Origin of the sequence: Vibrio kanaloae (assembly GCF_024347535.1) — a bacterium.
Classification (GTDB): domain Bacteria; phylum Pseudomonadota; class Gammaproteobacteria; order Enterobacterales; family Vibrionaceae; genus Vibrio; species Vibrio kanaloae.
On the sequence record NZ_AP025497.1, the window covers coordinates 3,082,131 to 3,096,273 of the forward strand.

General features: G+C 43.0%; 12 protein-coding genes. 7 read left to right on the forward strand and 5 right to left on the reverse strand.

The genetic code is table 11. The annotated features are described in order from the left end of the window. Positions 1 to 23 precede the first annotated feature (23 nt). The 4 genes from OCV24_RS13875 (at position 24) to OCV24_RS13890 (ending at position 6,327) form a co-directional block, all read left to right on the forward strand. Positions 24 to 3,923, forward strand: coding sequence for an amino acid adenylation domain-containing protein (locus tag OCV24_RS13875; RefSeq protein WP_150879298.1), 3,900 nt, complete (start codon positions 24 to 26; stop codon positions 3,921 to 3,923). Positions 3,924 to 3,933: 10 nt separating this feature from the next. Next, positions 3,934 to 4,854, forward strand: a complete 921-nt coding sequence (locus tag OCV24_RS13880) for a pseudouridine-5'-phosphate glycosidase (RefSeq protein WP_208806558.1) — start codon at positions 3,934 to 3,936, stop codon at positions 4,852 to 4,854. A gap of 116 nt (positions 4,855 to 4,970) precedes the next feature. Further along, entirely contained in the window at positions 4,971 to 5,435 is a 465-nt protein-coding gene (locus tag OCV24_RS13885; RefSeq protein ID WP_167514284.1) for a MarR family winged helix-turn-helix transcriptional regulator, read from the forward strand. A 211-nt stretch (positions 5,436 to 5,646) separates the two neighbouring features. After that, a complete protein-coding gene (locus OCV24_RS13890; protein WP_150879294.1) occupies positions 5,647 to 6,327 on the forward strand; it encodes a 4'-phosphopantetheinyl transferase family protein in 681 nt (226 codons plus the stop codon). A gap of 249 nt (positions 6,328 to 6,576) precedes the next feature. Here OCV24_RS13890 and OCV24_RS13895 read toward each other — a convergent pair whose 3' ends face one another. Next, positions 6,577 to 7,173: a tyrosine-type recombinase/integrase gene (locus OCV24_RS13895; RefSeq protein WP_150879293.1), complete on the reverse strand. Its 597-nt coding sequence runs from the start codon at positions 7,171 to 7,173 to the stop codon at positions 6,577 to 6,579. A gap of 245 nt (positions 7,174 to 7,418) precedes the next feature. Here OCV24_RS13895 and OCV24_RS13900 point away from each other — a divergent pair, with 245 nt between their 5' ends. Together OCV24_RS13900 and OCV24_RS13905 are read left to right on the forward strand one after the other, a co-directional pair. Next, a complete protein-coding gene (locus OCV24_RS13900; RefSeq protein ID WP_150879292.1) occupies positions 7,419 to 7,997 on the forward strand; it encodes a hypothetical protein in 579 nt (192 codons plus the stop codon). 387 nt (positions 7,998 to 8,384) lie between these two features. Then, positions 8,385 to 8,699 carry a hypothetical protein gene (locus tag OCV24_RS13905; RefSeq protein ID WP_150879291.1) on the forward strand — a complete coding sequence of 105 codons (315 nt, stop codon included), beginning with the start codon at positions 8,385 to 8,387 and terminating at the stop codon, positions 8,697 to 8,699. Here the strand turns inward: OCV24_RS13905 and OCV24_RS13910 are convergent. Next, the gene (locus tag OCV24_RS13910) at positions 8,685 to 9,338 is read right to left on the reverse strand and encodes a hypothetical protein (protein ID WP_150879290.1); all 654 of its coding nucleotides are present in this window, start codon (positions 9,336 to 9,338) and stop codon (positions 8,685 to 8,687) included. The two genes, OCV24_RS13905 and OCV24_RS13910, sit on opposite strands and share 15 nt — an antisense overlap. Before the next feature lie 129 nt (positions 9,339 to 9,467). On the opposite strand from OCV24_RS13910, the gene OCV24_RS13915 reads away from it, so the two are divergent. Beyond that, a complete protein-coding gene (locus tag OCV24_RS13915; RefSeq protein WP_150879288.1) occupies positions 9,468 to 9,695 on the forward strand; it encodes a hypothetical protein in 228 nt (75 codons plus the stop codon). 1,225 nt (positions 9,696 to 10,920) lie between these two features. Here OCV24_RS13915 and OCV24_RS13920 read toward each other — a convergent pair. The 3 genes from OCV24_RS13920 to OCV24_RS13930 all read right to left on the reverse strand — a co-directional run bounded on the left by OCV24_RS13920 (position 10,921) and on the right by OCV24_RS13930 (position 13,989). After that, the gene (locus OCV24_RS13920; RefSeq protein ID WP_137025427.1) at positions 10,921 to 11,883 is read right to left on the reverse strand and encodes an SPOR domain-containing protein; all 963 of its coding nucleotides are present in this window, start codon (positions 11,881 to 11,883) and stop codon (positions 10,921 to 10,923) included. 187 nt (positions 11,884 to 12,070) lie between these two features. Beyond that, entirely contained in the window at positions 12,071 to 13,009 is a 939-nt protein-coding gene (locus OCV24_RS13925; protein WP_017055556.1) for an ABC transporter permease, read from the reverse strand. A gap of 2 nt (positions 13,010 to 13,011) precedes the next feature. After that, positions 13,012 to 13,989 carry an ABC transporter permease gene (locus OCV24_RS13930; protein ID WP_017055555.1) on the reverse strand — a complete coding sequence of 326 codons (978 nt, stop codon included), beginning with the start codon at positions 13,987 to 13,989 and terminating at the stop codon, positions 13,012 to 13,014. Positions 13,990 to 14,143: the final 154 nt, after the last annotated feature.

The following is a 14,143-nucleotide window of genomic DNA, read 5'->3' on the forward strand; positions in this document are numbered from 1 at the left end:
GCATATAGGGAAATTAACTTGCTATGAGTACTTCATTAGATCAACTTGAGACTCTGTCGGCGCTAGATTCAGAGCTCCTCACCACCATCCATCAACCATGCTTATTCACTATGCTTGACGTTCAAGTAAAGATGTATCCTGAGCATATTGCGGTTCAAGATGGTGATTCATCTATTGATTACGCGACATTTAAGGCATTGGTGACACACAATGCACAGCTTATCAGTCAACATATCAAAGCCGATGAGCCATGTATTGGTCTTTACTGTGACCCCTCACTAGATATGATTACGGGCGCATGGAGTATTCTCGCATCCGAGCACGCGTACCTGCCTCTGGCACCTGAATACCCAGAAGAGCGAATAAGGTATATGGTTGTCGACTCTGGTGTTCGAGTGATCCTCACTCAACCACATCTAAAATCCCAGTTAGAGTCTATTGTTCCGAGAAATATCACTGTATTGACACAAGCTGAGCTGCAGGGCTTAGACAAGAGTGACACTATACACACGGTTGAGCGCAGTGTTTCCGATGACCATCAGCTGGCCTACATCATCTATACCTCAGGCAGTTCAGGTAAACCTAAGGGTGTGATGGTGACCTACGCCAATATCTCTCATCAAATCGCCTTTATGAAAGAACAGTTTAATTTCAATCAACATGATCGGATCCTTCAGAAGACGCCAGCCAGTTTTGATGCCGCTCAGTGGGAAATTCTCGCGCCAGCATTTGGTAGCCAAGTCGTGATCGGCCCGAAAGATTGCTACCGCGATCCAGATGCCATGATTGAGACTTTACTAAATCATAATATTTCTATACTACAGTGTGTACCGACGCTCCTTCAGGCATTGGTGGATCACCCGCTATTTACTGATTGCCTTCGCTTGAACAAGGTATTTAGTGGTGGTGAAACATTAACTCGCAAGCTGGCAAGTGAATTCTTGCAATGTTTACCTCATGCTGAATTGACCAACTTGTACGGGCCAACTGAATGTACGATTAACTCTTCTACATTTACTCTATCTCGCGATGCGTTGGCTAATTACCCAGACGCCATTTCGATTGGTAAGCCTGTCGCGAACACCTTGTACCATGTATTGCGAGAAGATGGTGAGCCAGCACGAGTCGGTGAAATCGGTGAATTGCATATTTCCGGCGTACAAGTTGCGAAAGGCTACTATCAACGCCCTGATATTACTGATGAAAAGTTCATTGCTAATCCAAGGCCCTATTTATTAGGTCATGAAGTGATGTATAAGACCGGAGATCTTGTGAAACAAGATGTTCATGGCTATACACACTTTGTCGGCAGAGCCGATAACCAAATAAAACTCCGTGGTTACCGCGTTGAACTCGATGAAATACGCTTGGCGATAGAGAATCATCAATGGGTTAAAACGGCCGCTATGGTGGTCAACAATGATCCACGTACTGGTCACCAGAACTTAATCGCTTGCGTAGAGCTCGATGAAAGACAAGCTGCGCTGATGGATCAAGGCATTCATAACAGCCATCATCAATCAAAATCCAATAAGCTTCAGGTAAAAGCACAGCTATCGAACTCCGGATGCCGCGATCTGAACCACTGTGACGCCATTGATGTTCTTCCATTACCGGGAAAAACCGCAACAGCCACTCAACGAGTGAACGCCTTTGGCCGAAAAACGTACCGTTTTTTCGAAGGCGAAACTCCCATGTCAAAAGCAATACTGCTAAGTGTATTAAAACGCCAGCCTATGTCCGCACAACCTTCACGTGATGTTGAGACTCTTTCCTTATCTACATTTGGTCTCCTCATAAGAAACTTTGGCCAGTTCATCAGTGAGGAGCGTCTGCTTCCAAAATACGCCTATGCATCGCCAGGTGCCTTATACGCGACACAAATGTATTTTGAGATCCGTGGGCTGCTCGGGATTACACCAGGGATTTACTATTATCATCCTGCAGAACACTGCTTGATAAAAATCCACACCCTGCCAACATCACATGTTCCTACGCTGAATGTCCACTTCATCGGAAAATGGAATGCTATCGAGCCTGTATATAAAAACAATCTGTTAGAAGTACTGGAGATGGAAACTGGTCATATGCTGGGTCTATTTGATGAATTACTGCCCGAACATGGCCTCTCGCTACTTCAAGACCGCTCAATTGAACGCGACAAGTTACCGACTTGGTATGATGGGGAAAGTGAAGACGTTTACCTCGGTAACTACCGATTTGAACCCTACCGAGTCACTCATCAACCAACCAGTCCGCAATGCCTTGTACAAATACATGACGATAAAGTAGCGGGACTGCTACCTGGCCTTTATCAATATCAAGATGGTGACCTACATTGGTTAACTGACCAGATGTTACAAAAAAATGATGTCATTGCTATCAACCAGAAAGTCTTCGAACGCTCAAGTTTTGGTATCGGTCTTGTGTGTAATGACGAAAACATAGATGACCACTATATCAACCTAGGTCGTGCACTTCACCGCCTGCAAAGCAACACATCACGAATTGGGGTCATGTCTTCGGGATACAGCTCTAAAACCAATAATGATCTTTCAGCCGCTATCAAAATGCGGACCATCCTAGCCGAGCATGGCCAACCGATGAAGTGTCTTTACTTTGGTGTCGGCGGACCGATTAGCGAAGCTCAGTATACGAGTGAAGGCATGAATGAAGATCGAGTCCATATGCAAGGGCCAACTGAAATACTCAAAGACGAACTGGCCTTATTATTGCCACAGTACATGATTCCGAACAAAGTTCTGCTGCTGAATAAATTGCCGCAAACAGCCAATGGAAAGATCGACTATATTGCTCTATCCCAGTTAGACGAACTCAAGCAGATTAATGCTAATCGACCACTCGAGCCACTCACTACAGAGACGGAACACAAAATTGGTGAGATTTGGTGCCGTATAATGAAATGGGAGTCTGTTTCTGCCACAGACAACTTCTTTGAGTCTGGCGGAAACTCTCTAACAGCAGTGGCTCTCGTCAACCGTATAAATAGTCATTTTGGGATCAAAATGCCGCTGCAGGTTTTGTTCCATACACCAAGCGTCAGCGGTTTGGCTCATTGGATTGATAATAACTCATCAGCACAAGCCCCATATTCAAGATTAGTCCATCTAAACCAAAGCCTTCACAGTCCAGTATTCTGCTGGCCTGGTCTTGGTGGCTATCCGCTTAATCTTAAGCACCTTGCCAATGAGTTGTTCACCGAGCGAGCCTTCTATGGCGTTCAGGCTAAAGGAATTAATGCCGATGAAACACCACTCGCGTCGATCAGTGACATGGCTAAAGCAGACATCCAACAAATGAAAAAGGTCCAACCTGAAGGTCCCTATACACTTTGGGGATACTCCTTTGGTGCGCGAGTAGCGTTCGAAGCCGCTGCACAATTGGAAAGCATGGGCGAAACTGTTGAAGCACTCTACCTGCTAGCCCCCGGTGCTCCGATCATACAGATGGAAAGAGAGCAAAAATTTGAGCATAACGCCAGCTTCAAAAATCCAGTATTTCTGGCCATTTTGTTCTCTGTGTTTGCTCACAAAGTGGACGGTCGCCTGATGGAGCGCTGTCTGGAACTGTGTCACTCAGAACAAGACTTTGTCGCATTCATCTGTGAACGATTCCCTATGTTGGATCCCGATTTAGTCAAACGCATTATTCGTATCGTCACCATGACGTATGGCTTTAGCTATCAGTTCGAGGAGTTAAAAAATCGCTGCTTAAATGCACCAGTTACCATTGTTAAGGCACAAGATGATCATTATTCATTCCTTGAAAAAGCAACAACCTTTAGCAGAGAAAGTCCAACCTATGTTGAGCTAGATGCCGACCACTATCAGGTCCTAAAACCCCTCGGAGTGCAGGAGCTCAAACAAAAACTGTGGGCCAACAACCAAGAACAACAAAAGTAGGATGAAGGAAATGATTACACTTGAATTTCACCCAGAAGTAAAAGCTGCACTTAAAACAGGTCAACCCGTCGTAGCACTGGAATCTAATGTGATTACTCATGGGTTAGACTATCCTGACAACGTTAACACGGCCCTCAAAGTAGAAGAAGCCGTGCGTGAATCTGGTGCCATACCCGCAACAATCGGCATCGACAATGGCGTGGTGTTAGTAGGTATGAATCGCGAACATATCGAGCGCTTTGCATCAACCCCAAATATTCCGAAAGTCTCGAGCAGAGACCTACCTTTTATTTTGGCTTCAGGAAAAATGGGGGCAACAACCGTCGCGTCCTCCCTTGTTATAGCAGAACTCGCCGGCATCTTGTTTTTCAGTTCTGCAGGAATAGGAGGTGTTCACCGCGGAGCTGAAACCTCGATGGATATATCTTCGGATTTGATTCAGTTTACGCGCTCCAAAGTGGCTATCGTCTGTGCCGGAGCAAAAAATATTCTCGATATCGGTCTAACTCTGGAATATTTAGAAACCCAATGCGTACCAGTAGTGTCATACCGATCTGACGATTTTCCAGCGTTTTACTGTCAGAGCAGTGGACACAAAAGCCCAGTGAGAATGGATCATGCAGATGAGATAGCCAGAGCCATTGAAATCAACCGATCTCTACCTGGATCAGGTGGCTTAGTGATTACAACGCCAACCCGAGATGAAGATGCTATCGATAGTCAGGATATCCAGCTGTTGGTTCAAGACGCTGTAGCGAGAGCAAAACGAGAGGGAGTAACAGGAAATTCGGTGACCAAGTTCATTATGAAAGCGATCGAAAAAGCCACTGAGGGGCGTTCTGCTGAAGCAAATCAAGCAGTGCTGATTAATACGGCTCGGGTAGCAGGAGAACTCGCAGTAGCACACCACCGTCATTATTCACAGAAATAACCCTGCTCAGATTCCCTTCTGACGCCATTCGGCCTGAAGTCACTTATCAATGAAAGATTGCTATATGACCTTCAGGCCACAGAAACATCAAAACACATCGACAAGGAAAATGTGCTGTGATAACGAAAGAACCTGCCCGTACTGGAGACAATTACGCGGTGCACCTTTATCATCAGTTTAGGAAACTTACTAACTACATCAACGATCTACAACGGACAGAGCTCAAACATCATCGAATCTCCCTTAACGAGTTTACGATTCTTGACGTTTTACAACAGCATAGCACCAAGGGGGATCTCACACCCTCTGAGCTTGCTTACTACACAGGAGTCACTACCGGGACGATTACGGGACGCTTGGACTCGCTAGAGCGCAAAGAACTCACTTTACGTTACTCTGATCCGGTTGACCGTCGAAGCATCAGAGTTCAGTTAACCGAGAAAGGTCAGGAGCGAACACTTCAATATCACGAGGGCTTGAATCAGATTTGTAAACGTACTTTCCGCTCCCTCAGCCAAGCAGAACTCAAGAGTACTCTATCTAAAATATCACTTAGCTCTAGTGACAAGGCCTCTTCTTGACCAAGATTAACGCGAAATTAAACAACTTTTTGTCCAATATCAAAAACTTGGTTCGCTTCTGGAAAACCGTTATCGACGATCTGAAAGAGGCTCTCGGTACAATGACATAATCAACACCTGGCATCTCACTAACCTTAGTTGATTCTCTGGTTACGTTAGAAGTCAACTCCAAAGCGAACCAACAACTGATCATGAGAAGGGGGTAACCTCAATGCAACTACAAATTGTTTTCACCAGAAGTCCTTTCGATCTGGAGAAGTGTTTAGATGCCACTGAATACCAGCGCTTCAATCGATTTCAGTTTGAAAAAGAACGGATCGAATACGCTTTTTCACATAGCTTGAAACGCCACATACTAAGTCAAAATTACCCAAAGAACGGAAAAATGGCCTGGCAGTTCTTTACAAATAAGAACGGTAAACCATTTGTAAAAGAACCATTATCATTTAACTTAAGTCATAGTTCGGGAGCAGTCGCCTTAGCTGTTCTAAAGGGGAAAAGCCAACTTGAGGTAGGCATAGATATTGAGGTCTATAAAAATAGGGAGGATATATCGGAGCTCGCAGAGGCCATATTGCACCCGGCAGAAAGGAATCACTTAATTACCACTCCTAATATAAATCAGGGCTTTCTTAAAATATGGACAGCTAAAGAGTCCCTACTTAAAGCCGTTGGCTGTGGGCTAGGTGATAGGCTAAACACCATAAACTGTGCAGCGAGTTTAGAGGACCAACCGTATAAACTACGCTGGCAAGAAAAGAGCTACAAGACAAAAACCATTTGTCTTGGTTGGGGAGCTCTCAGTGTCTGCTGGCAAAGTGACATACCAATCGGGGATATTAGTTTCACACAAATCGACAACATAGGATTTTATACTCCGATAAAGTCTTGACTACCTAATTTAAAAAAGAAGGTGTAGTGGATAAAGTTGTATTGGAATAGATATGCAAAAACTAATCACAGAAGAAATTGTTAAAAGCGAAAGAAACTTGGAGGTTGTGAGCAGCACTAAACTGTACTATGCCCAGCTATAACTAAAAGTATTGCAAACTCAACAGCGTGAACCATTGCTGAATAATCGCACTAACGCGCTATGGGGCACAGGCTTTTCAGGAGAAAAGCCTGTAACAGCTTCTATCTGTCAGCAGTCTGTTTTTTCAGACAACCTCAGAGCGTCCTCTAGCTCAACGCCAAGGTATCGAATTGTGTTATCAAGCTTCGAGTGTCCAAGTAAGATCTGTACAGCCCTGATGTTTTTCGTTCTGGCACAGATTAAAGTTGCTTTGGTGCGACGCATGGAGTGAGTACCGTAATAGTCAGCATTCAATCCAAGCTTTACAGCCCAGTTCCTGATAATTGCTCGATAGAATGAGTAGCTGATAGGTTGCCCGGAGCGGCGGCTACTCGGAAATAGAAAACTGCTTGCCTCTAGGGATGCTGCAAAAATCCATCGGCTAATACTTTGCTGTGTTCTTGGTGTAATCTCATAGTGGACATCGGTTCCCGTTTTTTGCTGGATGCACTGAACCCTGTCATAGATAACTCCTTGCGAAGAAACATCGTAGACGTGTAACTTTAGCAAATCACTCGCTCTTAACTTGCTATCTATAGCTAGGTTCAGTAACGCGATCTGCATCAAATCGTTTTCAATCTCCAGCCTAGTTCTGATCCGCCAGATCTCTTCAAGCTTAAATGGCCTTTTGATACCACTGCATTTTCCAGAAGATGACTTTCTCATGATGACCTCCTCTCAGTGTTTTTGGTCAACATGAAGTTTGGCTGTCACATTTAATAGGGCTCAGAAAGATCTGAAATGTTGGTGGACAAATGTGTTTTAGTAACTTGACTAAATTGGCGACTAACTGATTAGTCTAGGTACGGGTAACCTCCAATTAAGTAGTAAAATCTAGTTGACCGTTACATTCCCATTAGTAGAGCTAAAATAGATGTAGGTACTATATTCATGAACTTAGGTATTCTCAAATGGGGATATTTACTTGTAACAAGTGTAGGAAGTTTGTCAGTCCAAATATACTGGCTTCAAAAGGTGGAATTTGCCCAGTTTGTTTTCAATTCTTGGCTATGTCCCAAATGCACCCTAAGATTTGGGATGTACTTCATCGAGAAATTGAGGAAGGTAATCAAATCGTTGGCTTCAATGCTATTGGAGCATTGGGAGGAAGATGTATATCCATTGAGCTTAAGTATCCATTTTCAAACTCATATGAGTTGAATGAAGGTCTGATTGATTATGTTGATAATTCTAGCTCTGGCAATGAGGGGAGCATGTATGTTGGTATTGAGTATCGTCCTATAGATGGCCCGCAGGGGAGTCTCAAGATTAAATCTGTATTGAGATATACCAATCAGTCTGAAGCTGTCCCCGGGGATCACCCCTTTAGCAAACGGGACATTACCTATCTTCGTGTTCTTTTACTTTTATTATCAATTCTCATTGTTTCCATATTCGTTTCCATATCCATGTTCCCAGAATTTTATCATCTACTGATAAAAGTGCTTATTCCTGTTCTTGTATTGAGGTGGGCTCTAAACAAGTACTGAATAGCCACCAATATAGTAGCCACTTCTAGTATGACCAAAAGTATGTCAAATCACCGCTAGGTGAATAATATATCAACTAGGCGTAACACCGAATGGGGCAAAAACAAGTCAATCCAACCAGACTTAAGGAATACTGTCATAACTTAGTTGTTTCAAAATTTGCAACAACTGTCGAGGATTCCAATAGACATAGAATCGACATTTTGTCGATTCTACGTCGCAGTTCTGTTGAAAATGAAACCATATATTGGAGATATACCCTCTCAAATATTAAACCAAAACATACTACCACCAATGCTTTGCACATTAAGGCTTGGTTAGGTGTAGAAAACTGTCGGAGATACGTTAATATTTAATATAACGATAATAAATTAAGGGGAAGTATTGATGAATCAAAGGCTAGCCTCTGGGCTGAAATCCGCCGAAACATTATTGTTAAAATGGGGAGCTACCCATAAACAGATACAAGTTATTCTACCAACTAAAGAGGATAGTCTCGAAGTTAGAATCAGCCACATTTTAAATATCCATTCCACTTTAAGGACAATATTTAGCAATGAAGACAATGTATATGGCTTTATGAGTCATGCAAACAACAACACCTTCTTCAATGGGCGAAGCCCAACTAGTATCATCGCTTCAGGACGCTTATCCGATTTGCAAGAAGTCAGAGAAAAGATTGAAAACTTAGTATTGAGATGACAAAGGGTGCTCGATACTTACATTCGACAGGTTCATAAGCTCATAATTTGGCTCATCCCATCGATTTCCCCTCCATAATACAGAGGAGACACATTCCACATTTAGCATCGAGTTTTTCAGTTCTTCTACTACGGTTTTTTGAGATTCTACAGACAAATCACAGTCAATATTGACGCTTAGATATGTATGGCGAGCCAATTCTGCAGCATTCATGACATCTTTATAGCCTACTCCAGAGCTCCCCCCTTGAGTTAGAATTACGCTCGTAAATGATGACTTGAATAGAGCCTGAGCCAGCTGATGGTTGCTGTGACACGCGCTCCAATCCCACATGATAGACCCCGTCAACTCCTCAGAACTCTCTAGTCGAGCCAATGAGTCAAAGTATGGTCCATATTCGTCCTTGCGAGTTCCAAAGATTCTTACAACGAGAGGACGCTCTCCACGCTGCATTAGTTCTTTCTGTAGAACTCGCACAGTATGACGCTCACCACTCCCACCTTTCGTTCGTAAAACGGCATAAACTTTTAATTCAGCACAGCACTCCTGCCAAAAACTAACATCAATTTCTTGCCGCGAAAAATCGGAAATAATGTTGAGCCCACCGCCTAAACTGCGCAGTCTAGTTTTCTGGTTCATAACAAACTCCTAAGATTACGTTAAGTCCCGTCTATCATTTAGAACAACAAATAGTCACCTAAATGTTGATGCATGACTTTGATTCGTGCTACGTAACATAATAGCCTAACGAAAGGAAAGGAGAACTCTATGACAACAAACAAATCAACGTTATACCCAACACTAACCCCTTTTAATTTGCCCAATGTTCCATTCAAAGTCATTAACCCAAATGAACTACCTGCCACCTATAGATTGGCTTTCGAAGAGTTTTTAGCTGGCTCATCTGCACCACATCCTATCTATGCCTATCAGCATGATTTTGAACGGTTCATTTTATTGATTGAACAAGGACATATTAAAATAAAAGAATGTTAAGTTGTATGAAATGCAAATAGAGAAAGCGGCTAATGCCCCTTAAAGGTTTGGAATTATAAGAGCTTAGCTTTACAAGAGATTTCGGTGCAAAATCGGTTAAACCGTACCAACCTAATATGTTGCACGTTGAGGGACAATTGCCAGCTAAAAAATCATCTTTAAAGTCAAATCATTCTCATTAATTTTTCTAATGAGGTCTTCAGGGAAACAGTAGTAGCGCACTGGCAGTTTTACACTTTTCACTAGGAATAAATAGGCTGGAACAACACTTTTTGCTAGGAATATATGTACCAGAACTACACTTTTTACTAGGGATTAATTTACCACAGATCACGAGTTTCACTTCAAGCGATTGTTATTTAAATTGTTTATCAAGTTTAGACTTATCTTGTGATAGGCTACCACGCAAATTATTCGCCCCATGCACACTAGGAAACCACAACCATTAGGAAATCTTGGTTAAATGACAATTTACTGAGGTGAGTTATTCGTTTTTGCGAACAAACTTTGAGGCAAAAACGCACCGGGTTGATTTATCCAACAAGCTGTTGGACAAATTAGGCGAGTAAATTTGGCTATCGGCTGTTGCAGAATTTGCAACAACTACCGAGGAATTCTCGCTTGTTGATTAATTAACGCGCTCACTAACAGAAAACCATCAATTAATAACCCTTGCCTATAAGCAATGTGCAAAAAATGCACGTTGCCCTATTGAAAAGCATTAGCTCGCTTTATGGCAAAGAGAATTCAAAATAAAACGTTTTAGGGACAGGTAAAAATCGAGTTCTTGGCTATAGTGAATTTTCTGGAAAGTGGTATAGTGAATCTAACGTTTTTAGGAAAAATCACTCCAAAAGTCGATTTTTCTGGAAAAGGCTCAAATGCCTCTTCCTTTGTACCTTTCCAGATTTATTTCAGAAACCACCTGTGTTGGTAACGTATTACCATGAGATAATCAACGCCTTCCGTTGATAACTTTTAGAAGCAGGCCTTGAGCCTGCTTTTTTATGTCCACTCAGAACCTGAGTTATAGATTCGACATAACTCAGGTATCAACTTATCGAGAACAACTTGGAGTTTAAGATGACTCTACTCCTTGAATTCATTTGAAAGCAGAATCTGCTTGTCTTACCAAACCGTTGGGGAGAAAAAGTCATTAATCCAAGACTGCACCCTATGAAATTTTCTATCTTTGGGGTTTCTTTTATCTATTAAGAACAAAAAATCACTTAACGCACATCACGTTTAGCAGTGAAGAACCTTTTAGCTGATTCACGTTCCCGTTAGTAAACAGACCTTTCTTATCTGCGCCCCAATAAGGTAGATGCATTGGCCAATTCTGGTTTTCCATAACCGATGAACCAAGAATGCTCTGCCATTGCTGATCACTCATCAATTTCATGCCAATTTGCTTACACACTAGCTCAGCACTTCCAAAATCTAAACGGCTCCAAGGTTTACCTTGTTCCATGTAAAACTGTTGCTTATGATCAACTAAATAAGGAATGGCATATTTGCTACCCGCAACGTTTGCTGTCACTCGGATTTCGATATCAAGGTCATTGTCAGGGCTTGTGCCACTGCTTGGGAAAGCTTGAATTGCAGCGACATTCGTTGCCGCTTGAGTTGCAACCACAGGTTTCGGTGCTGGCTTAGCTGCTGGTTTTGGCTTTGCCGGAGTTGCAGGCTTAACCGCTTTTGATTGTGCCGCTTTCGCAACGATAGGTTGTGATGAGGTTTTCGACTTATCGACCATGCGAATAAAAGCTTCACCGTAACCAGGGACCTTACGCACCTGAGCTAGGTCTTTTCTCGCATCAGAGAAGGTAGAGTATGGGCCAATTAAGCAACGATAGTCGCCACTTTCTGGCTTCATCCAAACGTTAGTCGAAATTTTTTCATAAAGAGGTTTCGCTCTGCCTAATGATAAAGGCTCATTTAACAAGCCACATTGAACCCAAAACAACTCGTTTTCTGAATGACGTTTAGGGGCTTTTTTTCCCCACACACCCTTACCGATAGGACATGATTGTTCTAACTGTGGTAATTGATTAGTACTGGCTTGAGTCGCATCACATAGGACCGATTCCGCATTAACCTGGCTCGATACTAAAAGGGATACCGCGATAAGCCCCATACGATAATTTTCACTCACAACACAGCGTACAGCATTCATTGTCAACTTCATAACCACCACTTAAACCCTTTCGGGCTAATTGTTACCGACTCTATATCGATAAAACATGAATTCCATTTTAAGTATTATTGACCATACCAATAATCTATAGTTCCAGAGTCATTAAGCAAAAAAAGAGCCGTAATTGCTTACGGCTCTTAGTTTAGTGACTTTTTTTGTCAAAAATCAATCTGTGCTATCACCCTTTATAAATTTTAGGGTTAAACACATCACGTAACCAGTCACCCAATAAGTTAATTACTAGAACTAATGTTACCAAAAGCACACCTGGGAATGCTGTGATCCACCATGCTCCTGAGAAGATATAGTTAAAACCAGTACTGATCAGAGCACCCAGTGACGGTTGGTCTACCGGAAGGCCTAAGCCTAGGAAAGAAAGTGCCGCTTCTGACATAATGGCATTTGCCACCTGTACCGTAGAGATAACCAAGATCGGTGATAAACAGTTCGGTAGAATATGACGGAACATGATGCGAGGTGCTCTGAAGCCCATCACACGCGCCGCCTCTACGTACTCTTTCTTCTTCTCTGCCAATACTGATGCTCGAATGGTTCGTGCATACTGAGGCCATTCAGCAATACCAATGATCACCACTAGCATTACAACCGCATATTGTGCATAGAAGTCACTACCGAAACTTGCCTTAAAGATAGCCGAGACAATGATCGCGACCATCATGGTTGAGAACGAAAGCTGAACATCAGCAAAACGCATCAGGAAGCTATCGATACGACCACCGAAGTAACCCGCAGAAAGACCAATGATGATACCGAGTGTTAGCTGAAGGCCAACCGCTAAGAAACCAATCGTCAATGAAAGACGCGAGCCGTAAAGCATGGTCGATAGAATGTCACGACCTTGCTCATCGGTGCCCAATAAGAAACGCTCTTCGCCGTCTTCCATCCAAGATGGTGGTAACTCAGAATCCATGATGTCGATTGAGGTCACGTCATATGGATCCATTGGCGCTAAAATCGGCGCCGCTAGAGCCATCACTAGGAAAGCTGCAAAGACCGCAAAGCTGAACATTGCAACTTTGTCGCGCAAGAAGTAGTACAGAATGTCTGACTGCTTGAATCGCTCCCAACGAGATGGAGCTGTTGTTGTGTGTTCCATGATTATGCTCCTTTCCCTGTAATATTCACGGTTGGGTTAATGATGCCGTAAAGCAGGTCAACAATGGTGTTCGTTACTACGAAGATCAGACCAACGAAGATAACGTATGCGGTAATCAGTGGAGTATCCACTCGGTTAATCGCTTCAAGGAATAGGAAGCCGGTACCCGGCCATTGGAATACAGTTTCAGTTAGAATGGTGTAAGCCACCATGGTACCGATTTGAACACCACCTACTGTTAGTACTGGCAGCATTGTGTTTTTCAAAGCGTGTTGGTAGTAAATCTTGTTCAGCGCTAGGCCTTTTGCTTTACCAAACTTGATGTATTCAGAGCTCAGAACCTCGAGCATTTCAGAACGTACTAGACGAATGAACAGCGGCAGCATGATAGATGCCAGAGCAATACTCGGCAGCACTAAGTGCGCAAGGCCATCTAGCGTTAAGAAGCCAGATTCCCACCCAAACCAGTTTGCGGTATCACCCCGCCCGAATGACGGTAGCCAACCGAGTTCGATAGAGAACACATACATCAGCATGATTGCGGTTAAGAAAACCGGCACAGAGATGCCGATACTACTGCCCGCCATCACGAGTTTGGTGAAGAAACTTTTTGGATGTATTGCAGAATAAACACCAAGTGGGATCGACAGACAAACAATGATCAGAGAAGCGCCCAACACCAGTTCCAGTGTCGCGACCAGTTTATCTAAAATCACATCCACTGCAGGACGTTTAAAGAAATATGAAGTACCAAGATCGCCTTGTAGAGCAGCGCCTATAAAGCGAGTGTATTTTGTAACGAAGGGATCATTTAAGCCGAGTTCATCACGCAGCGCTTGACGCTCCGATTCTGAAACAGATTGACCGACTAACTCACGCAACGGGTCGCCCAGGTTATCCTGAATGGCAAACGCCACCAAACTGATCACAAACATCACTATCAGTGCCTGAAACAGGCGCTTGACCAGAAACGTAACCATTCCTTGCCCCTTATCTATCCATGACTATCTAATCGAACTCCGCGACTAGACAACAAAAAATTCAGTCTTAAAAAAGTATTTAGCCAGACTGAAGGAAAACCAAATACCAAAACTTAAATCTATTTCTTAATAATTTGAGAGCCTGAAAAGCTTC